18 protein-coding genes and 1 tRNA gene are annotated in these 20,846 nt (G+C 46.9%); 7 read left to right on the top strand and 12 right to left on the bottom strand.

Going from position 1 to position 20,846, the window contains the following annotated elements; translation table 11 throughout:
• Positions 1 to 4 precede the first annotated feature (4 nt).
• Together V1L52_RS03640 and V1L52_RS03635 are read right to left on the bottom strand one after the other, a co-directional pair.
• A complete protein-coding gene (locus V1L52_RS03640) occupies positions 5 to 1,186 on the bottom strand; it encodes a cysteine desulfurase family protein (RefSeq protein WP_428770946.1) in 1,182 nt (393 codons plus the stop codon).
• Positions 1,187 to 2,443, bottom strand: coding sequence for an MnmA/TRMU family protein (locus V1L52_RS03635; protein ID WP_428770945.1), 1,257 nt, complete (start codon positions 2,441 to 2,443; stop codon positions 1,187 to 1,189).
• Between the two features lie 85 nt (positions 2,444 to 2,528).
• Here V1L52_RS03635 and V1L52_RS03630 point away from each other — a divergent pair.
• A tRNA-Leu gene (locus tag V1L52_RS03630) sits at positions 2,529 to 2,614 on the top strand.
• A 107-nt stretch (positions 2,615 to 2,721) separates the two neighbouring features.
• On the opposite strand, the gene V1L52_RS03625 is transcribed toward V1L52_RS03630, so the two are convergent.
• Genes V1L52_RS03625 through ispH form a run of 10 tightly spaced genes read right to left on the bottom strand, consistent with a single transcriptional unit; the run spans position 2,722 to position 11,270 of the window.
• Entirely contained in the window at positions 2,722 to 4,704 is a 1,983-nt protein-coding gene (locus V1L52_RS03625) for an adenylate/guanylate cyclase domain-containing protein (RefSeq protein WP_428770944.1), read from the bottom strand.
• Positions 4,694 to 6,667 carry an adenylate/guanylate cyclase domain-containing protein gene (locus V1L52_RS03620; RefSeq protein ID WP_428770943.1) on the bottom strand — a complete coding sequence of 658 codons (1,974 nt, stop codon included), beginning with the start codon at positions 6,665 to 6,667 and terminating at the stop codon, positions 4,694 to 4,696. Before V1L52_RS03620 ends, V1L52_RS03625 begins: the two co-directional genes overlap by 11 nt.
• A 58-nt stretch (positions 6,668 to 6,725) precedes the next feature.
• The gene (locus tag V1L52_RS03615) at positions 6,726 to 7,160 is read right to left on the bottom strand and encodes a hypothetical protein (protein WP_428770942.1); all 435 of its coding nucleotides are present in this window, start codon (positions 7,158 to 7,160) and stop codon (positions 6,726 to 6,728) included.
• Complete coding sequence (locus tag V1L52_RS03610; RefSeq protein ID WP_428770941.1) at positions 7,153 to 7,329, bottom strand: hypothetical protein; 177 nt, start codon at positions 7,327 to 7,329, stop codon at positions 7,153 to 7,155. The genes V1L52_RS03615 and V1L52_RS03610 overlap by 8 nt, the downstream gene beginning before the upstream one ends.
• On the bottom strand, positions 7,326 to 7,718 hold the full coding sequence (locus V1L52_RS03605) for a YraN family protein (RefSeq protein WP_428770940.1): 393 nt from the start codon (positions 7,716 to 7,718) through the stop codon (positions 7,326 to 7,328). The genes V1L52_RS03610 and V1L52_RS03605 overlap by 4 nt, the downstream gene beginning before the upstream one ends.
• A 13-nt stretch (positions 7,719 to 7,731) precedes the next feature.
• Entirely contained in the window at positions 7,732 to 7,968 is a 237-nt protein-coding gene (locus V1L52_RS03600) for a hypothetical protein (RefSeq protein ID WP_428770939.1), read from the bottom strand.
• Positions 7,969 to 8,955: an HD-GYP domain-containing protein gene (locus tag V1L52_RS03595; RefSeq protein WP_428770938.1), complete on the bottom strand. Its 987-nt coding sequence runs from the start codon at positions 8,953 to 8,955 to the stop codon at positions 7,969 to 7,971.
• Entirely contained in the window at positions 8,942 to 9,217 is a 276-nt protein-coding gene (locus tag V1L52_RS03590) for an EscU/YscU/HrcU family type III secretion system export apparatus switch protein (protein ID WP_428770937.1), read from the bottom strand. Before V1L52_RS03590 ends, V1L52_RS03595 begins: the two co-directional genes overlap by 14 nt.
• On the bottom strand, positions 9,214 to 10,323 hold the full coding sequence (locus tag V1L52_RS03585) for a hypothetical protein (protein ID WP_428770936.1): 1,110 nt from the start codon (positions 10,321 to 10,323) through the stop codon (positions 9,214 to 9,216). Before V1L52_RS03585 ends, V1L52_RS03590 begins: the two co-directional genes overlap by 4 nt.
• Entirely contained in the window at positions 10,320 to 11,270 is a 951-nt protein-coding gene (gene ispH, locus V1L52_RS03580) for a 4-hydroxy-3-methylbut-2-enyl diphosphate reductase (protein ID WP_428770935.1), read from the bottom strand. Before ispH ends, V1L52_RS03585 begins: the two co-directional genes overlap by 4 nt.
• A gap of 18 nt (positions 11,271 to 11,288) precedes the next feature.
• On the opposite strand from ispH, the gene V1L52_RS03575 reads away from it, so the two are divergent.
• The 6 genes from V1L52_RS03575 (at position 11,289) to murA (ending at position 20,814) form a co-directional block, all read left to right on the top strand.
• The gene (locus tag V1L52_RS03575; RefSeq protein ID WP_428770934.1) at positions 11,289 to 12,614 is read left to right on the top strand and encodes a metallophosphoesterase family protein; all 1,326 of its coding nucleotides are present in this window, start codon (positions 11,289 to 11,291) and stop codon (positions 12,612 to 12,614) included.
• Complete coding sequence (locus V1L52_RS03570) at positions 12,601 to 15,807, top strand: AAA family ATPase (RefSeq protein WP_428770933.1); 3,207 nt, start codon at positions 12,601 to 12,603, stop codon at positions 15,805 to 15,807. Before V1L52_RS03575 ends, V1L52_RS03570 begins: the two co-directional genes overlap by 14 nt.
• A gap of 156 nt (positions 15,808 to 15,963) precedes the next feature.
• Entirely contained in the window at positions 15,964 to 16,671 is a 708-nt protein-coding gene (locus V1L52_RS03565; RefSeq protein WP_428770932.1) for a DUF2715 domain-containing protein, read from the top strand.
• 59 nt (positions 16,672 to 16,730) lie between these two features.
• Positions 16,731 to 18,170: a UDP-N-acetylmuramoyl-L-alanine--D-glutamate ligase gene (murD, locus tag V1L52_RS03560; protein ID WP_428770931.1), complete on the top strand. Its 1,440-nt coding sequence runs from the start codon at positions 16,731 to 16,733 to the stop codon at positions 18,168 to 18,170.
• Between the two features lie 104 nt (positions 18,171 to 18,274).
• A complete protein-coding gene (gene pepT / locus V1L52_RS03555; RefSeq protein WP_428770930.1) occupies positions 18,275 to 19,534 on the top strand; it encodes a peptidase T in 1,260 nt (419 codons plus the stop codon).
• Positions 19,531 to 20,814, top strand: a complete 1,284-nt coding sequence (gene murA, locus V1L52_RS03550) for a UDP-N-acetylglucosamine 1-carboxyvinyltransferase (protein WP_428770929.1) — start codon at positions 19,531 to 19,533, stop codon at positions 20,812 to 20,814. The genes pepT and murA overlap by 4 nt, the downstream gene beginning before the upstream one ends.
• Positions 20,815 to 20,846 lie beyond the last annotated feature (32 nt).

Raw genomic sequence — 20,846 nt, 5'->3', positions numbered from 1 at the left:
CTTTTTAAGCTCTTACCGCTTCCGCCCCGCTTAAAGTAGACATTTTCCGTAATTTGTCTATAACCGGAGGAAGCATATCCAACAAGGCTTGTACATCCTCTTTTGTACTTCCCATTCCCAAACTGAAACGGATTGAACCGTGAGCAAGTTCGGCTCCCATACCTGTTGCCATAAGGACGTGAGAGGGTTCCAAACTGCCTGAAGCGCATGCCGAACCTGTAGAGGCCGCAAAACCCAGTAAATCCAAATGCAAAAGAATAGCTTCGCCTTCCGCACCGGGAAAGGAAACATCCAGGGTATTGGGCAGTACCCGCTCGGCATGACCGTTTATTTTTATATCGGGAATACGCTCAAGAAGACCGTCGCGTAAAAGCCTGCGCAATTCGCCGGTTAGGGACGCATAAGAGCTCAGATTTTGTAATGCAAGCTCGGAGGCATACCCGAAGGCGGCAATTGCAGGTACATTGTAGGTGCCCGCACGAAGGCCGTGTTCCTGATGACCGCCCCTAATAAGCGGCTCTATCGGAGCGCCTTTTTTTACATAGAGAGCGCCTATACCCTTGGGGCCGTAAATTTTATGGGCCGACACCGTTGCATAATCGACATCCCATGCCGCAACATCGACGGGAATCTTTCCGCATGCCTGCACCATATCGGTATGAAAAAGAGCTCCCGCCTTGTGAGCACGCTCCGCCAGAAACGGAATATCCTGAATCGTACCGATTTCGTTATTGGCCGCCATAATCGAAACAAGCAGAGGCTTTTTTTCCAAAGCGGCCCTATACGCCGCATCGTCAATAATACCGTCGCAATCCACAGGTAAAAATTCAACCGTAAATCCGCAGTTTTGCAATTTTTTAGCCGATTCCAACACACAGGGATGTTCTATCGCACTTACCGCTATAAACTTATTATTGCGCTTTTCGCCGGCGGCAATCATTGTGTTAAAAACCGTATTGTTTGATTCCGAACCTCCGGAAGTAAACAAAATATCGGCTGCATCGGGCGCATGAATTAAAGAAGCAACCTGTGAGCGCGCTTTTTTTATCAATTCGGCCGAACGGCGTCCGTCTTCATGCAAACTGGATGCGTTTGCGTATTCTTTTAATGTGTCGGTATAAAAAGCAAGCACTTCCTCGGAAAGAGGTGTGGTTGCATTATAATCAAAATATATGCGTTTTGTCATCTATAGTGATCGGGTTATAATCCCGCCTCCTGCTATAATATGGTTTAAATATACTACTGCGGACTGCCCCGGGGCAACAGCTCTTTGCGGTTTTTCAAAAAAAATATTGAAAATTCCGTCCCCCAGGGGCACAATCCGCGCCCGGGCCGCAGGAGATGCAAGGCGAATCTTTACCTCGGCCGTAAACGCATGAGAGGGCACACAGCCGCCCGCCCATACCCAGGAATCCGCCTGTAAACCCTGCGATAAAAGCTCATCGCCGCCTGCAAGGATTACACGGTTATTATGCACATCTATCGAATGAACGTAAAGAGGCCGGTTTGCACTTACCCCCAGGCCGCGCCTCTGCCCTACCGTATAATGCTCAATCCCGCGGTGACGGCCGAGAAGCTTTCCGTCCAAGTCGACTATATCGCCGGGAACCGATGCCTTATCCGCAAATACGATGTCGAAATATTCCGATGATATAAAATCCTGGCTTTCACTGCGGGCGGCGGAGGCTAATTTACGGCTTCGGGCAAAGTCGAATATTTCCCGCTTTGTAAAGCCGCTGAGAGGAAAGCGTACCCTTTCCAAAACCCGTGAAGGAATTCTGTGTAAAAAATATGTTTGATCCTTATAGCGGTCTTTTGCGGCACTTATCAGAAGGGGGTGCCCGCTTTCCCCGCTTTCACAGGCCTCACATACGGCCGGACGGGCGATTTCTTCTTCAAGCGCAAAAGTGCGGTATAATTCAGCCGGAGAAAGGTTCGGCCGCACAAGAGAAGCGTAATGCCCCGTACAAAAATAATCGAAATCAATGCCTGCATCACGTACTCCGTCAAGCAGGGCGCCGAATTTTACATGGCGGTTGCAGTGCACACAGGGGTTCGGGGTACGGCCGGCACGGTATTCCCGTTTAAAATAATCCAACACATAGGTTTTATAAGCTTCACGTACATCTATAACGCGGTATTCGATACCGTGTTCTTTACAAAATGCGGCACACTGAGCTATATCGAGCTTTTCATCGGAACCGTAGCATGACATACGCACTCCGTTTTTTGAAGGCGGAAGCGGTAAGTCATTGTTCCAGCTCGACATCGTAACGCCGATAACGCGGCAGCCCCTTTCTTTAAGCATCAGGGCCGTACAAGCCGAATCGACACCTCCGGAAAGACCGACTGCGGTAAGGCAGCCGGCTTCGGGCAGAGATACCGTTTGTACACCGCCGGGAATATCCGCATCGGGTCCCGTGTTTTCGCTTGAAAAATGCATGGAGAAAGTATAGTGTAAAAAAAACGGATTGACAATATAATGGCGTTTACTATATAATAAAAAGGCTATAAAACACGCACAAAACGCCGGGATGGTGGAATAGGTAGACACAAGGGACTTAAAATCCCTCGGCATTTAAACGCCGTGCCGGTTCGATTCCGGTTCCCGGCAAAGGGCGTTATCCGAACATGGCAATGCTCGGATAACGCCCTTTATTTTTATGTAAATATTTTGCATGTAAATTTGTCCGATTTATAAAAATCGGGTGTTCGGCCGCCTTAAAAGTCCGGCATTTCCAAGGAATACATATCTTCGGCAACCGGATCCTTTGCATACGAGGTATCTATTTTGATAAATTTAAACTCGCTGTCCGTTTTTACGGCTCCGGTATTGCGTACGGCCGCGCCGGATACCAAAATCTTTTTTTCGAACGATTTTGTTAAAGATTCCAAACGCATAACCGTATCAACCGCTTCGGAAACGGCAATTTGCGATAAACGCTCCGCAGAACCGGTTGTACCCAAAACAACCTTCCCGTAGTGAATGCCTATACCGATACGAAGCGAAATGGGTTTATCCGTTTTTAAAACGAGCATCTTATGCTGCATTTCAATAGCGCAGCGGAAAATATCGGGTGTATTATCCGGAAATATGGCTACAATACAGTCGCCCAAATATTTTTCAATAAAACCGCCGTATTTTCTGATAAGGGGTGCGATATCGGATAAACAGGCATTCAATAAGTCAAATATGCCCTTGCAGCCCAATTGCTCGGATATGGGTGTAAAATTGCGGATATCGGCACATAAAAGAGTTACATTACGTACCGTATAATCGCCGATATCGACATCGACTATATTGTCTTTTTTTAAAAGGCGTAAAAACTGCTCCGGAACAAAGCGCATATAGGATTTATTCGTTTGCTGCATGTTATCCGATAATACTTCAATAGCGGCCGAAGCGTTTTCATGGCGGATTGCCGTAATAAGAGACTGAAAAAAGACAAAGATAATAAAAACCTCGGACATAAAACGCACATCGGAAAAGGGAACCGACACGATTTGCATGGCAAGCACGTCATGTACGGTACCGATCAGTCCGAGCAGTATACTCAATACGGTTAAAAAGAATATCTCGAAGGTTGTCTGCGGCAATTCAATAAACAATATAACGAGGATAACCGACAGGCTCACAAAAAAATAGCCGAGCGAGGGCATAACCAGCATATTTGCAAGCCGAACGGGAAGAATCCATATGGCAAGTCCCAGTGCGGCACCTGCATACACGATAAGCTTGACTATAATCGTTTTTTTCACATTGGCTTTTAAATCGATATTGTACAGTGAGGCCAAATGAAGCATATAAAACAGGGGCGCCATAAACATAACGGTGTATTCAAGCTTCATATCCATGCCGTAAGGCAGGTTCGGAAGGTAAAAAAGCAAAAGCGAAAAATCGGCGCTTATGCCGCGTATAAATATACCCAAGGCAAACAATGAAAAATAAAAACTCGTCCAATCATATTTACGCAAAAAAAACAGAGAAAGGTGATAAATCATAATACTCAGCAAGGCGCCGGCATAAAAAGAACTGTAATTGAACTTTAGAGTAAACCAGCGTCTTACGTGTTTTTCTTCCGAAAGCTTCAAAGCACCGCGTATACCCGCTTTACGGTAAACGCTGTTCGAAATATGAAACACCAAATCTATATTTCCGTGCCGGTCCGATTCAAGAACCGCAATGGACATGGAGCGGCGGGGAATGGTTTCATTATACTTTTTAGACGCAAAGCCCTGGGAAAACACAAGCTTGCCGTTACAATACAAGTTGGCACCCGTAAGCACCTTATTGAACATAAACACGGCATAACGGAAATTCGGTTTTAAGTTTTCAACACGCAGATGGTAGGTTGCCGCCCCCTTACCCTTTTTTGCTATAGGGTCGTCGACAAGGGTATTCCAAACCGAAGGGACTTTAACGGATGCGGCCGGGGATACAGGCGACGAGGGGACTCCCGTGCGCGAACTGTAAAAAGCCTGGGGTTCTATAAAATCGGCCCAATACAAATCCCATAGACCGGACAGCTCAAAAAACGCGTCCGACAAGGCATCGGGGTTTTCAATTTTCATTACTCCCTGTTCCAAAACCGCAGGTGCAGGCAAATCTTCCGCTGCAAAGGTTAAGGTACTCAAATACCCGATGACAAACAAAACGGAAATAATCGAGATAATGAATACCGAACGCGATTTACTAAATTTCATCCGACAGCTCCTCAAGTTCCTCCACTGCTTCGGCATCTTCAATTTCCTCTACGGAATCCGCCTGAGGCACCGAATGTTTTCGTATTCGGTCAAGGGGCAGGCAGCTGAACAGAGAAATAAGCTGAACCCGTCCTTTTACCCGGATATTTCCCAAGGGAATAAGGGCCATATCGGTACTCTTCGACAAACCGCTTTCTTCAACGGCTTCGCGGGAAATCAAAACCGGGTAATTAACCTTTTGAGAAACGGACTCGATACGGGACGCGGTATTCACCGCGTCGGAAATAACCGTATCGTCCAAGCGCGATTCTTCTCCTATCGTGCCTAAGATCATATTTCCGTAATGTACGCCCATAGCAACCGCGGCCGGAGCCCTACCCGCAGCGCGCCGGATAGCGTTGAATTTCGTTATTCTGTTTTGAATCTCAATACAGCAATCGACCGCGCTTTTTGAACCTTCGGGAAACAGGGCGATAATTCCCTTGCTGATAAATTTGCTTACAAAACCCTTATATCGGGGCATAACCAAAGAAACAATCATCGAAAAAGAATTAAACACTTCATATTGGTCTTCCAAGGTTATTTTATCATCGGGAGCTAAAATATAGATTTGCGCAAATACAATACCCAGTTCACGTTGAACGTAATCGCCCAAAGCAACGTCGATAATATTATCCTTGTGCAGCAAATTTAAAAATTCCCGCGGAACAAAACGGATATAGGCATCGTTAAGTTTTTTTAATTTATGAATAAGCATAACGCGGTCGGAAAATAAAAGGTTTTCTTCAAGGGCAAGGGCAAAGAACTGTATAACCGCCAAAGCCCAAAACGAAAAAGGCACGGGGCTGAAAATCAATGCGCCGAACAAAGTAAGATATACGATTTCGTACGTTATCGCCATTCCGACGATTATAACCGACAAAATATACAAAATAATGCGTTTTTCTCTTCTCAAAACGGCCGATATAAGCACGGCGGCACAGGCAAGCATACCTATAAGGGTGCCGACTTCGTAAACGGGTACCAGCCTGTTTGAAAGAGAAATAGGCAATACAATACCGATGAGCATCAAAACGGCCTGCAAGATTCCGTATACATGTTTTAAGCGATTATATTTTGCAAGCCAGGGAAACATCGTAAAGAAAAAGTATAAAAATGAGGGCGGTCCTACCCACAAAACCGCATATTCCAGTTTAAAAAGGGCCGAATACGAAAAGTCGTCAAACAAAAGGGCGGGTAAATTAAAACTCGTTATAATCATGCGCACGGTAAGCGAAAGCAAAAAAAGCGTAAAGTATAAAGCGCTGATTTTTTTGGTATTCAATATAAAAATCGTCAAGCTGACAAAACTTAAAAAAAGAAGCATGGCACAGATAAAAAAAGTAATACCTGCGCTGTTGTTGTAATAGCGGTAAATTGCATTTTGCTTGCCCAAGTACACGGGAGACCATAAGCCGCCCTTACGGTAGTCCCAGTTCGATATTTGCATGACAATTTCCGTATAGCCGCCCTCGGATGCGGTAAATTCGGCATATACCGCCTTATAAGAGGGGCGGGAATTTTCCGCAGAAGTTCCTACCTTACCGGCAGTGAAAATGAGCTCGCCGTCGGCATAAAGGGAACAGGCCGAAGAAGGCGTTTGCTTCATGTACAGGGCATAGCGTTCCCGGGGAATCAAGTCCGTAAGCATAAGGCGGTACGTTGCATAACCGTATTCGGTTTTTTCGCCTTTAAAATCGGAATAGGGTTTATTCCAATTCGAAGGAACGGCAACCTGACAAACCGCGGGAAGCTCTTCGGTTTCGTTCAACGTCGTGAACAGAGTATCGAAATACACGTCCCATAAGGTATTGAGAGCCGTAACCTTTGCCGGTTTTAAGGAGCCGGCCGATAAAACAGCCGGTTTCGCATCGGCGAATACCGGTTTCGCATCGGAAGACACCTTTGTTTGTGCAAAAAGCACGGAGAAACCAAAAAAAATAAAAAAACACGCACACGTTTTTCGAAACGCTTTCATAATCCTATTTTATACACGTATACACATCCGCTATAACGGAACGCCATTCGTATTTTTTATCGCGGCTTTCCCACTCTATAATTCTTTCTATAGAAAACCGTGCGGCATTCGACGGGTTTTGCATACGGACAACCGCAAAGCGGCCCTGGCCGATATAGGCAATACTTTGACCTTCGCTCAACTGTTCCCGTTCACTCAAAAACGCCAATACGCAGTCGAAATGCACCGGCTCTCCGCTGTCTGTATGAGCAAGGGCGGATGCAAAGTCCGTAACCGGCTTGCCGCAAAAGGAGCACTCAACCGGCTCAAATGACGGCATCTTTACACGCGGCTCAAAGCCCCTGCGCTGAGACACATGGGAAGAATCGGCATGTGCGTTTTCTTTTCGGGAATGATTCCACCTTCTTTTTCCGTTTTTTCCCTGCTTACTGTTATCCATAAATCACTTCTTTTAAACGGCAAGGCTGTGCCGTTATTTGACGGCTCAATACCGACGCAATACGCTGTACGGCGTTATCGACATAGGAATTATCCGTAATTTTTCGGCGAATTTCCAATATTTTTGCGGACACGGTTTCCGCCGAAGATTCTTTTACAGAAACAGTCATATAAACTCCGAAAAAGCATTTTCTATATGATATACCGGAGAATAAGGGGGCACATCAATCACAAGCACATCAAATCTGATATAGCTGTTACTATATTGTCGATTATCCAGTAAAAAACGTTTAGCCGTTTCGATAATTTTTCGCTGTTTTCTTGTATTTAGGACATATTCCAAGCTTCCGGGCGGAGAATGGGGCAGAGTTTTTACTTCACAAAAAACCAAAATCCCGTCTTTTTCCGCTATCAGGTCTATTTCACCCGACCGGGTACGCCAATTACGGCATATAAGGGTGTATCCCTTGTCTATCAAATATTTTTCAGCCTTTACCTCTCCTTTTTTTCCCGTTTTCGTATTATTTTGAGGTCCTTGTTCGTTCAAAGCCCCCGGCATAACATCTCCGCTTTTAATCGGTCGTATTTTGAGCTTCCGCGTTTACGGCACGGATAATAAAAACCGATTTATCGACATTCAAATCGACTACGGGGACCTTAGCTATATCGGGATCGGTCAGCCGGCCGTTTGCATCGGTAGAAAAAATACGCACACAGGGAGCAAAGGGATAATCGGGGTGGCCGGCAACAACCTGAGCAATCCGTCCGTCCTTAAGCATTACAAAGGTTCCGGGCGGGTATAAGCCCACCTAGTGTATAAACGCTTTAAGCGCATTGGGGCCGAACAGCTTTTCCTTTGCATCCAATAAAGCTTTAACCGCATCATAACAAATCATCTCTTTACCGTGCGGTTTTTCGGAAATCATCGTATAAAAGGCTTCGCAGACGTTTAAAATGCGTGCGCTCGGATCTATGTTTTCTCCCTTGCGTCCTTCAGGATAACCGGTGCCGTCCCAATGTTCATGGTACTGCATAATAATTACGGCGACTTCCCGGGGATAGCCCAAAACATCCGAAACAAATTTCGCTATCCTAAGCGGATGCACCTTTAAAAGTTCAAGATCGGCAGCCTTCATACCTTCCGCACCGGAGGAAAAAGAAGCGGCGGGAATTTTAAAGACCTCCAAATCGCGTACAAGACCCGCCGTAATAAGATGTATAACGGTACGCTCGGGAAAAGACAAATCCATGGCCAAAACCGCACCCAAAACGGCGGTATTGATTGTCGAAGCCGGATAATAGGCTGCCGTTTCAAGCTTACAAAAAACACAGTTTAAAGCGAAATTCTTATCTTCTTTTACAAGCTGGTATACAAGAGCCGCACTTTGATCAAGGAGTTCTTTATCGATTGCATCTTCATCTCTATAGCTTTCGTATATGTTTTCGATGTTTTTCATGACAGTCGTATAGTACTGCCATAATCGTGAGGCGGTTAAATGTTTTCTGACTGAAGTTAAAATGGAAAATGAAGGAGCCGCAGCTTCTTCCACCTCTTCAAGCTCTTCCAATTCTTCGAGATCTTCGGCCGAAGCCTCATCGGAAGCATCCGACAGGGGGCCGGTAAGTTCTTTACCGTAGGTAATCACAAATAAAACGTTCCAGCGGTCAAGAATATTTAAATGAAACTTGGTTAGAGGTTTTTTTTCCGCTAAAAACATATTGACTCCGTCATCAAAAAAAACGGGAGCGGAAAAGCGCATACCTTCCTTTAATGCTTCGCGCTTAATTTTTTGCATACGTCTCAGCCTCTTTTAAAAAAGCAAATATAGCTGCAAAAACCTCATAGGTTTCCGGCGGGATATACGTCCCCGCTTCCTGCAGAGAAAGAATCTGCGCCGCATCGGGTTCAAACACAAGGGGTATGTTAAACCTCTGCGCAAGCTCGGTCATCCTTTCGGCAAGGCGCCCGGAGCCCTTGCACACTATAAAGGGTGCAGGGTATCCTTCCGGATAACACAGGGCAACAGCCTTTTTACGTCCTTTCGTACCGCCGTTCATGCTTTCTCCTCAACACGGGAAAAACAATGTGTCCCGGTACCTCCCGTATCAAACAAATCCGGCTTATATTGAACCCTGCAGTTTGCAGGCAGCACCCCGTATAAAAATCGTTCAAAATCTTTAATGCGCAACAGGGGCGGCGGAGGATTGATACAAAAGTCAATATCCGTTTGTCCTTCTTTTGAACAAACGGGGTATATATTGTAGTATATCACAAAAAAATAATCTTTTACAAGGGAAAAGGCGGAAATTACCGTTTTTTCAACTCTTTTTTGTCCAAGGTCAAAAAGAAGTCTAATAACTCCATTAACATTAAAATCTCTATTATGATAATCAAAGGGGAGAAAAACCCAATGTTTATCCCCCGTTTTATATTGATTTAAAAAGGATAAGAGGCCCGAAGGCAAAGAAAGACAGCAGGCGGCATCCTCATAGAGGCTGCCGATAAGGGAAGGAGCCTCCCCGTTTTTTTCGCCTTGTCCGAAAGTCTCCCGTTCGGCCGAAGGCTCTTTGCCGCCTCCTTCCCTATATTCTCCGTAAAAGAGCTCCAGTATTTCGGCAACAACAGCTTCATCGGGCTCAAACCCCTTTTCCATCAACAAAAGGGCGGCTTCGGCAGCTGCCGCTTCTTTACCCGGAAAACGTTTTGCAAAAAAACGGGCTTTAAGGGCTGCGGTTTTATTGAACTGAACGGAGCTTTCCTGAAAAAAACTCAGTACACGAAAAGAAAGGCTGTCCGCAGGAAGCCCCAGTTCGTGCAAAAGAGCGGTAAGAGACCCCGAATTATCGGCGGCAAAGGAGGAAAAACGGGTAACACCGGGCCGATTTTGAATAAAAGAGCCTTTTTCCCCACGGGGCACCATACCGCAGGGCTCCAAAAGAACCCGTCCTCCTTCAACCCGCACCCGTGCTTTAAATGCCGCCCCCTGTTCCAAAACGCGCCGGGAAGCCACGCTGAAGCGCTGCCCCGCAAAAGAAACGGTATAGCGGCCGGGACCTTCGCGAGAGAGCACGCGCACAAAAACCTCGCTTCCCTCTTTGATGCTGCCCGGCGGAGCCTTGTCTGCCGATACGATTGAAACCGAAAAGGGAGCCGGAACCTTCAAGACACATCTCCGGCTTGCGTACCGAAAGATTCAAAACGTTTTTCCACATCGCGTATCAGTTCATCGGGGGTTGAAGCTCCGGCCGTAATTCCGACGGTTTTAAGCCGGGCAAAACAGGCCGGCAGTTCTTCGGGGCGCTCTATATGAACGGCGTGAGTGCATAAGGAGGCTGCCGTTTGAAAAAGCCGGCTTGTATTGGCGGAATCTTTTCCGCCGACCACTACGATTCCCCGAACTTTTTTACAAAGGGCCCGTAAAGCTTTTTGCCGTTCTTCGGTTGCAGGACAAATGGTATCAAAACTTTTCAAATCCGTACCGGCCGCATGCAAAATATCTTTTATCATCTTGTATTCTTCAAGACCGAAGGTTGTTTGACATATCAAAACCGCAGCCGATTTTAAAAAAAGCGGATACTTTGCAAGGGAGGCGGCCTCCGCCGCAGTTTGTATAACCCGGTATTCGGCTCCGGCACTCAGGGCCGTCCCGGCCAAAGCGGTAACTTCGCCGTGTTTTTTATCGCCTGCAATAATAATCAAACGATTTTGTTCGGCGTATTTTTTTACGAGGTTTTGACTCGCCAAAACGCGCGGACAGGTTGCATCTATGACCGGAATTCCGGCATCTTCGAGTTTTTTACGTACCTCGGGAGTGGTACCGTGGGCGCGGATAATCAGCACAGGCCGTTCAGCGTCTTTTTCGCCTGCAGGAGGAGCATTTCGGGCGGTACAAGGCGGTTTTCCCGCGCAAAGAGCTTCAAAGCCGGCGTCATCAAGGACATGCAGACCCCGCAGAGCAAGAGCTTCCAATGCGGGTTTATTATGTATAAGCGGACCGAGGCTGTAAACGGGAGAGCCCGGATGCTCGTCGAGGGCTTTTTCGGCAGCCTCCATCGCGCGGCGCACTCCCATACAATAACCGAGTACCTCTGCCCGCACAAGCGTACTCATGGCCCCAGTATAGCAAAAATGACAAAGTTATGCTACAGTGCCCTTATGCTCACTCTTTTGCAGACCGGCGACCTTCATTTGGGAAAAATCTTTTACGAACATTCGCTTATAGAAGACCAAGCCTTTATGCTCGATGCTCTTTATAAGGAATTAACGGAAAACGCCTACGACGCCCTGCTTATAAGCGGCGATATTTACGACCGCTCGGTTCCTCCTCCCGAAGCAGTAAGCCTCTTTGACGATTTTTTAACCCGGGTACACGGCGCATGCCCCTCCTTATGCATATGCATTATTTCCGGCAATCACGATTCTTCCAAAAGACTGGCTTTCGGCTGCGAATTATTTAAAAGCCATAATATACATATATGCACCGAAGCGGAAAAATGCACTCGGCCCGTTTTTTTAAAAAATGCCGACGGACAAACCGAAGCCGCCCTCTACGCTCTTCCCTTTTTACACGGCGCCTCCCTTCAAACCGAACAGGGAAGCCCGCTGCGCAATCAGGAAGATTTAATAAAAGAAGCGGTTTTCAGAATTAAAAATGCCCACAGAGAACTCCGTGCAAGCCGAAAAGATTTTGAGCAGCTTCCCGCCCTGCTGTTATGCCATGTCTTTACAACCGGGGCCCAAAGCGGCGGCTCGGAGCGCATTTTTGCAGGAACGGCCGAATTGACGGAAGCCGACGTGTTTTCTTTTTTTACTTACACGGCGGCCGGACACATACATAAAACCCAAAAAATAAGAGACAACCTCTGGTATGCGGGAAGCCCCCTCGCCTATTCATTTGACGAAGGCATCTCGGTACGTTTTGAGCAAAAAGATACAAAAACACAGGAACGCAGCGTAAAAACCGGAACACAAAAAAACTTCTTGCGCATCGAACTCGATTTTACAAAGGCCGCATGCCGTCCTGTCGTCGAGCCGATTCCCGTTCGGCCCCTGCGTAATGTCGTTAAGATTTATGCCGGCTTTGAAGATATTTTCAGGGGAAAGCTGTACGATGACTATGTAAACGATTACATAGAATTCAACTATACGGATTCATGTATTATCGAAAATGCGGCGTCCCGCTTAAGAGAACGGTTTCCTTTTTTGCTGTCGGTAAAAAAAGCCGCAGAGCTCATACAGCCTGCATTTCAAACCGAAAGCGAGTATAAAAAACGGCTCCTGGAAAATACCGACAGCTTGTCCCTGCACGATATTTTATACGCTTTTTTACAGGATGCGGGCCTTATACCCGCAAGTGCGGACAGCGGATATAAAAGCGCCGTAAAAGCATGGAAAGCCGAAGCGGAATTATTCGTAGAAACCGAAAAAGAGGCACATACACATGAAACCGCTTAAATTAACCATGAAAAATATTGCCTCATTTTCCGGCGAACACAGTGTCGATTTTTCTCTTTTGGCGGATATGTTTCTTATTTGCGGAAAAACAGGGGCGGGAAAAAGCACCGTCCTTGATGCAATAACCTATGCCCTTTACGGAAGCCTTCCCGGTGCCCGCAGACAAAACGATATACGCCGCCTGAGATCGGATTTTTGCGGGGCCAAAGACGAATGTTTTGTCCGCTTTGAGTTTTTATTGGGCGGTAAGCCGTACCGCATCGAAAGAAATCTTCCGGTCAGCCGCATAACGCGAAACGGAACGGTTAAAGAAGACGGAGAAAGCGCCGCCCTTTTTTGCACGGAAAAAGACACGGAGGTTCTCCTCAGCGACAAAAAAAGCGAAACCGACAGCCTTATAAAATCCCTCATCCGTCTTTCGGCGGAAGAATTTTCGCGCATTATCCTCCTCCCGCAGGGAGATTTCGCGGATTTTTTGCGGCAAAATTCAACCGAGCGCAAGGCTATGCTTTCCAAACTTTTTCCCGTCGAGCGCTTCAGAGTCACGGCCGAAGCCCTGAAAGATGAAAGAGTCCGCCTTGCAAGTATGCACGAAGAGGTTATACAAAATATCGAGCGTATTGCACCGGCGTTTTCGGCCGATGCCGCGGAAAATCTGCGCACTGAATACAAAAAGCGCTTAAAACAGGCGGAAAAACAAAGCGAAGATTTACGCGGTACCGTTTTTAATTTAAAACTGCGCATAGACGAAACCGAAAAAAACGAAAACTCGTGCCGGGAATATGCGGAACTGCAAAAGGAACGTCAAACACTGGAGGATAAGGCGGGTGAATATGAAAAAGCGCAAAAATTACTGGGCAGCCTTCGCTTTGCCCTCGGTGCCGAACCTCTTTTATCGGCTGCCGAAGAAGCTGAAAGAAATCTGCGGCGCGCAGAAGCCGAACTTGAAGAAAATTCGAAACGGCTTTCGGTTTGTATGCGGACAAGGGCGGATTTGGAACGGGAAAAAGGCGGCCGGGAAGAAGATGAAAAGCGCTTGAGGCAAAACGCCCTCGATATACAAAAAACGGAATTGGCCCTGAATGCGCTTGCCGGCATGAAAAATGCGGAAACCGAATCCGATGAGGCCGAAAAGAATCTTAACACAAGCCGTCTGCAAGCCGAACAAATCCGCAAAGAAGCGGTTGAACTGGCGCAAGCGGAACAAAGGCAAAAAGAATTGACCGCCGAATATGAAAATGAGCGGTACGGCCTGCAATATGCCGAATACCTGTATTTGAGGGCACAGGAAAACACCTTATCGCGAAAAGAAAGGGCGTTACAAACAACGGTAGACGGCTCGCGGGCTATTCTTGAAGAATTTCTAAAAGAAAAAGAAGCCGAAGATATTGTATGCAGGGCCGCGGAGATTGCCCTGTATTTGCAAGAGGCAAAACCCTGCCCCGTATGCGGTTCAATCGAACATCCCTTCCCGGCTCAAAAGAGTCCGCAAAAACTCGATACCGAAGAAAAAATAGAAACCCAAAGAGCCTTAACCGCCGAAGCGGAAAAAAATCTGGAGGAGATTCAGGACGCAAAAAAAGAACTTAAGGGGCGTATCAATCAAAGCAGGGCATTATGCGCAGAACGGACAGGAGAAACAGTCGAAAATACCGAATTGATTGAAAGTGAGGAAAAAGCGCTTAAAAACCGGGAAGATGTGCGCGAACGTCTTTTTTCAATAACCCGGGCGCTTCGGGAAGGCGAAAAAAAAATTGCCGAAAAAAGCCGCTGCGAACAGGATTTACGGCGGGCGGAACAAGAATGCGCGGCATACGAAGCACAAAACGCATCGGCAAAAGCGCGGCTAAACGAAGCGAAAAAACTTGTACAAAACCTTTTATCCGATACGGCGCGGATTGAAATAGATGCCGCATCCGGCACTCTTTTATTATCGGTGCAACAAAGAGCTGCAAAACTGCATACCGAGCGCCGTGAACTTGAAAAAAGGATACGGATTTTTACCGAAAAAAGCATTCAAACCGAAAAAAAATATGCCGAATTGACGGGTATTATCGGTACCGTTAAAGCGGATATCCAAAGCCGCACAAAAGAATATACCGAGCGTACCGCAGCCTTTAACGAAGCCGCCGCCAAAGCCCCCTATGAAGCCTTTCAAGTCTGCGGTTTTGCGGATAACGGAAACGACGGCACGGGGACGGATAACGAGAACCGGCTGCGGCACTATTGCAAGCTCGTTATAAAAGAACTGGTACGGGATAAAGCCGCCGCGGAAGGCCGCTCACAAACTTTGGAAAATCAAATTGAAACATATAAAACGGATAAACAAAGGCTTGAACTCTTATGCAGCGAAAAAAAAGCGGCATTGCCGGTAAAAAAACGGCTTTCTCCGCCGCCTTTTGCGGCAAAAGGAGAGCTGTTTACGGCCGAAGATTTTCAAACGCAAAGCGATGAATCGGACGAATCGATTGAAGAACTTTTTTTGCGCTTGAGCGCCGAGAAGGAAAACCTCTTACATAAAAAAGAGGAAGCCGAATCGCAGCTTGCACAAAACGAAAAAAACTGTACGGAACTTCGCCGCCTTGCAGCCGAAACCGAGGCGCGCATAAACGAATACAAAGAACTTGAAGACCGCCGTCTTGAATTGGGTAAAAAGCTGCATGTATACGAACGACTCCATGATGCCGTATCGGGAAAAAACCCGAACAAACTGCCGCTTGAATCCTGGGTACTGAGGATGTACTTGGAAGAAGTATGCATGTGCGCGGGAAAAAGACTTGAACGTATTTCCGACGGCCGCTATACCCTGTATTTAAAAAAGCCCGAAGGGGGCAAGGGGTTCCAAGGCCTCGACTTGGAAATATACGACAGCTATACGGGAAAAAGGCGCCCCTGCTCAACCCTTTCCGGCGGTGAAACCTTTATGGCCTCAATCAGTTTGGCTTTGGCGGTAAGCGATACCGTTCAGGCAAAAAACGGGGGCATTCAGCTCGATTCGCTTTTTATAGACGAGGGCTTCGGTTCCCTTGACGAAACAAGCTTGGATAAAGCCTTATCGGTACTTGACGAAATACGCGGAAGCCGCTGTATAGGGTTGGTATCCCATGTCGGCCTTTTAAAAACCCGTATTCCCTCGCGCTTGGATATAGAAAAGGGAATAAGCGGCAGCCGCATAAAAACCGTACAGGGATAGCGGATACGGCATATTTTTTCAAAAAAAACGGCCTTGTTCGGACGATTTTTATGTTTTTTTTGCCGAAATTGATGTATCATATACTATGAGGTCTGTGTCCGTAACAATCGTTTTGCTTTTACGGTCCGCCTCTTATATCCAAATCAGGAGGTTTCTATGAAACACAAAACTCTTTTTATCGCATCCGCCGCCCTGCTCTTATCCGCAGTCCTTGTTTTTGCGGAGACTGCAATTTCAATCGGACCTGCTTTTACAAATTATCTTGTAAAAACAAAGATGGAAGGAGGAAGTTTGCCCTCCGAAGTGCAAGGTATCGTCGGAGACTCCTTTAACAGCTTTAAAGATGAAAAAAACAACGCCGCAGGTTTTGCCCTCGATGTACGCGGGAAATTTTTATACGGTATGATTCAAATGGCCTTCCCCGCCAAAACCCACTCGGACATTATAAAAAGCAATGCAAAGGATTTGGCAAACTCGGCAATTATCTTCGACAGCCAGCTGGGTTTGGGTTATACCTTTTTTAAGAAAAGCCCTTTTACCCTCTTTATAGGAGGCGGTGCAGGCTTAAACACAATGTACGCAAAAAAAGAAATGGAAATACTCTCGAAAAAAATTGAGTATGTTAAACTCGATTTTATGTTCGGTGCCGGTGTAAACGTACTTGCAAGTTTTTATCTTACCAAGCATTTAGGCATCTATGCCGGTATTGCCGATACGGTGTATTTTCTCCCCGTATCTGCAAAAAAAGAATTTAAGGTCGGAGGGAATTCATACAGCTATGATCAAAACAGCGAATCGGGAAAAATAAAAAACTCCCTTGCAAACAGCTTAAATGTTAAAGCGGGCTTAACCGTCAGATTTTAAAAATTAATTAAAAGCCCTAATGCACTTTTCAGGCGCTTTCATTTTTGATATACTGCTTTATGCACTTTTTCGAAAATATGAAAGACCTACGGGTAACCGTTATGGGTTTGGGACTGAACGGCGGAGGCCTTGCCTCTGCCGCCTTTTTTGCCCGGCAGGGCGCAAAAGTAACGGTTACCGATTTAAAAAATGCCGAAGTTCTTGCACCGTCGATAAATCAACTGAAGCACTTTTCAAATATAGACTTTGTGCTCGGAGAACACCGCACGAAAGATTTTAAGACCGCCGATCTGGTTATAAAAAATCCCGGCGTTAAACGGGAAGGCAATATCTATTTGGAAGCGGCAAAACGCGTAGAAACCGATATTTCCGTCTTTCTTTCAATTTCGCAGTCTCCTTTGATTGCGGTAACGGGCAGTAAGGGAAAATCTTCAACGGCAAGCGCCGTTCATTACGGATTGCAAACCTTGGGCTACACCTCGTTTTTGGGCGGCAACATAACCGTAAGCCCTCTCACCTTCATAGAAAAAACACGGGCCGATACTCCGGTTGTACTGGAACTTTCAAGCTGGCAGCTTGCCGATTTAAAATCGGTAAAATTTTTTAAGCCCGACATAGGCATTATTACGCCTATTATACCGGATCATCTGAATTGGTACGGTACAATGGAAAAATACGTTTCCGATAAAAAAATCTTATACAAACATATGACCGAACAGGACAGCCTTATCTGCAGTTACGGCGATAAATGGGGCAACAGCTTTGCAAGAAAAAGCCGTGCACATATTTTTCGATACGATGAAAAGCCTCTTCCGGGAGGCATTGAGGGCGCTTTTTTTTCGGAAGACGGAAACGGCTATTGCCGTATTGCCTCCCCAAAAAACGGAAAAACGTCCTCAAATACCCTCCTGCAGGGCTACCCCTTAGACGAAATAAAAGTTTTATCGCACAAAGCCCGTGTACCCGATATAAAGCTGAAACAAAATGTTTTAAATGCGGCTCTCGCCCTGCTTATTTACGGAGTACCGGCAAAAAAAATCGCCACAGTAATGGACGGTTACAGCGGCATAGCACACCGTATGGAATTTTTTTATGAAGCAAACGGCGTTGAATTTTACAATGACAGTGCTTCAACGGTTCCCGAATCCGCCGCAGCTGCCGTAGATGCGTTCAACCGCCCCCCCGTACTTATTTGCGGCGGTACAAATAAAAAACTCAATTTTCTTCCCCTTGCCGAAAGCGCTTCCCGGGCAAAAAGCCTGTACTTGCTCGGAGGCTCCGGAACCGATATCCTTATAAAGCTGCTCAATGAACGCGGATTAAAATACTACGGTCCCTACGCAGGTTTTAACAATCTTTTACACGATATGAAATCTCACCTTGAAAAAGGCGACAAGGTTGTATTATCGCCGGGTGCAGCCAGCTTTGAGCTGTTTACAAACGAATTCGACCGCGGCAATCAATTCAAAGAGAGGGTACGCGCCCTGTATAAAGAATAACCCCGAAGTAACCGTATTGTCTAAAAACCAACCGATTTTTTAGACAATACGGCTTGCTTATAAGGTACCTTGCACCCCAAGCGAAAATATCGTATGCTGTAGGCATGAAACACTGTAACGATAAATTTGCCCGGCCGCTTTTGGAGCGGTTTTTACGCTATGTACAAATATGGACAACAAGCGACGATGAAAAAGCCGATAAGGGTATCATTCCTTCAACCGAACGCCAAAGAGACTTTGCATACAGCCTCGAAAACGAATTGAAAGCACTCGGTATCAACGACGTTTTTGTCGATAAACACGCCTATGTATGTGCGCGTATTCCTGCTTCAAAGGGATATGAAAAAGTCCCCTCCGTCGGCTTTTTGGCCCATATGGATACCGCAGGAGAAGTATCGGGAAAAGACGTCAAGCCGCAGGTGATAAAAAACTACGACGGTTCCGTTATAAAACTTAAAGACGGCGTTATGCTCGACCCGGCAGAAGATGCCGACCTTGTAAAGTCTATCGGAGAAACCCTTATATGTACCGACGGCACCACGCTTTTGGGCGCCGATGACAAAGCCGGTATCGCTTCCATTATGACCGCCCTCGACTTTTTATTGAACATCGATAAAAAACCGCACGGACAAATTGAAGTGATATTCAGCCCGGACGAAGAAACGGGGCACGGTATGGACAAGGTTCCCCTCGATTGGATTCAGTCAAAACAATGCTATACGATTGACGGCGGCCACATAGGAGAACTTGAATGCGAATGTTTTACCGCGTGGAAAAGCGAAATCGTTTTTACGGGTAAATCCAAGCATACGGGAACCGCGCGCCCCGACATGGTAAATGCGGTTACGATGGCCGCCGCCTTTGTAAACCTTTTGCCCCAAAACGAAAGCCCCGAAGCGACCGACGGCTATTTGGGCTTTTACGCTCCCATGAGCATAGAAGGCCGCATCGAAAAAGCCGAAGTTGTGCTGTTTTTGCGCGATTATACCGACGAAGCGATGGAGCGGCGCAAAAAAACGGTGAGCGTTTTGGCAAAGGCAATGGAGCATAAATTCCCCGGCTCGTCCGTAAAGGTTAAGCATACCAAGCAATACGTGAATATGAAGGCAAAAATGGATGAGCACCCCGAAGTTATGAAAACCCTCGTTCAGGCGGCCGCAAACCTCGGCATAAACCCGATAACCAAGCCCATCCGCGGAGGTACCGACGGTTCGCGCTTAACCGAAATGGGAATTCCCACGCCCAATATCTTTAACGGCGGGCACAACTTCCATTCAAGACGCGAATGGGCGTCCTTAAATCAAATGAGCTATGCCGTGGGCATAATCGGCGAATTGATTGATTTGTGGAGCAAAAAACGATGAGCGAATATCACATCGAAGGCGGCTTTCCCATAAAGGGGACGATTAAGGTAAGCGGCAATAAAAATGCCGCCCTGCCCTGCATTGCGGCAAGTATTTTAACAAGCGAACCGGTAACGCTGCACAATATTCCCGACATTGCCGACACGGGCGTTATGCTCGAAATCCTTAAAGCTTTGGGAGCCTCGGTAAAGTCCGCAGGTAAAAACTCGTGGACAATTCATGCAAAGGACATAAAACAAAACGACATTCCGCCGGAACTGTCAAAAAAAATACGCGCGTCAATCCTCTTTGCAGGCCCCCTCCTCGCCCGCTGCGGCAAGGCGGTTATGCCGCCTCCCGGCGGAGACGTTATAGGACGCAGACGGCTGGATACGCACTTTTTGGCCCTTACCGAACTGGGCGCGCGCGTAAACATAGACGGCCGCTTTACCTTTACGGCAAATAAGCTTGCAGGAACCGATTTGTTTTTGGATGAAGCTTCGGTTACCGCAACCGAAAACGCACTTATGGCGGCAGCCCTTGCAAAGGGTAAAACAATTATTACGAATGCCGCCTGCGAACCTCACGTGCAGGATTTGTGCCGTATGCTTAATGCTATGGGCGCAAAGATAAGCGGCGTCGGTTCCAATATTTTAACGATAGAGGGCGTAAAAGAGCTGAAAGGCTGCGAGTTCCGCATCGGGGCCGATTTTATGGAAATAGGCTCTTTTATCGGTTTGGCCGCCGCGACAAAGGGCAGTATAGAAATCGAAGGCGTTCAAGGCTGCGATTTGCGCCCCATAAAGCTTTCGTTCGGTAAATTGGGCATCCACTGGGAAACGGACGGCGATATTTTGCGCGTACCGGCGGCTCAGGAAATGCAGATAAATACCGATTTGGGCGGTATGATTCCCAAAATAGACGATGCGCCCTGGCCGGGGTTTCCGCCCGATTTAACGAGCATTATGACGGTTGTCGCAACGCAGGTAAAGGGAACCGTGCTTATTCACGAAAAGATGTTCGAATCGCGCATGTTTTTTGTCGATAAGCTCATCGGTATGGGTGCGCGCATTACCCTGTGCGACCCGCACCGTGCGGTTGTGTCCGGGCCCTGTGTGCTGCACGGAGATGAAGAGCTTTCTTCTCCCGACGTCCGTGCGGGAATGGCTATCGTTATAGCGGCCCTGTGCGCGCGCGGAAACAGCATTATACGCAACGTGTATCAGGTTGAGCGCGGCTATGAGCATTTAACCGAACGCCTTAAAAGTTTGGGCGCGCAAATAGAGCGTATAGACCGCTAAGCGAACGGAAAGCGGATTTCGAACCGCTTTCC

This window comes from Treponema sp. HNW, assembly GCF_050320395.1.
Lineage (GTDB): Bacteria > Spirochaetota > Spirochaetia > Treponematales > Treponemataceae > Treponema_C.
The sequence above is the reverse complement of the archived record's forward strand: the minus strand, read 5'-3'. Positions and strand labels throughout refer to the sequence as shown.

Excerpts from the sequence above, each read along its gene's own strand:
- V1L52_RS03605 (WP_428770940.1), bottom strand. The coding sequence starts at position 7,718 with ATGCCGGGGGCTTTGAACGAACAAGGACCTCAAAATAATACGAAAACG.
- V1L52_RS03640 (WP_428770946.1), bottom strand. The coding sequence starts at position 1,186 with ATGACAAAACGCATATATTTTGATTATAATGCAACCACACCTCTTTCC.
- V1L52_RS03570 (WP_428770933.1), top strand. The coding sequence starts at position 12,601 with ATGAAACCGCTTAAATTAACCATGAAAAATATTGCCTCATTTTCCGGC.
- V1L52_RS03565 (WP_428770932.1), top strand. The coding sequence starts at position 15,964 with ATGAAACACAAAACTCTTTTTATCGCATCCGCCGCCCTGCTCTTATCC.
- V1L52_RS03610 (WP_428770941.1), bottom strand. The coding sequence starts at position 7,329 with ATGACTGTTTCTGTAAAAGAATCTTCGGCGGAAACCGTGTCCGCAAAA.
- V1L52_RS03595 (WP_428770938.1), bottom strand. The coding sequence starts at position 8,955 with ATGCAAAAAATTAAGCGCGAAGCATTAAAGGAAGGTATGCGCTTTTCC.
- V1L52_RS03590 (WP_428770937.1), bottom strand. The coding sequence starts at position 9,217 with ATGAACGGCGGTACGAAAGGACGTAAAAAGGCTGTTGCCCTGTGTTAT.
- ispH (WP_428770935.1), bottom strand. The coding sequence starts at position 11,270 with ATGAGTACGCTTGTGCGGGCAGAGGTACTCGGTTATTGTATGGGAGTG.
- V1L52_RS03615 (WP_428770942.1), bottom strand. The coding sequence starts at position 7,160 with ATGGATAACAGTAAGCAGGGAAAAAACGGAAAAAGAAGGTGGAATCAT.
- murD (WP_428770931.1), top strand. The coding sequence starts at position 16,731 with ATGCACTTTTTCGAAAATATGAAAGACCTACGGGTAACCGTTATGGGT.
- murA (WP_428770929.1), top strand. The coding sequence starts at position 19,531 with ATGAGCGAATATCACATCGAAGGCGGCTTTCCCATAAAGGGGACGATT.
- V1L52_RS03625 (WP_428770944.1), bottom strand. The coding sequence starts at position 4,704 with ATGAAATTTAGTAAATCGCGTTCGGTATTCATTATCTCGATTATTTCC.
- V1L52_RS03635 (WP_428770945.1), bottom strand. The coding sequence starts at position 2,443 with ATGCATTTTTCAAGCGAAAACACGGGACCCGATGCGGATATTCCCGGC.
- pepT (WP_428770930.1), top strand. The coding sequence starts at position 18,275 with ATGAAACACTGTAACGATAAATTTGCCCGGCCGCTTTTGGAGCGGTTT.
- V1L52_RS03575 (WP_428770934.1), top strand. The coding sequence starts at position 11,289 with ATGACAAAGTTATGCTACAGTGCCCTTATGCTCACTCTTTTGCAGACC.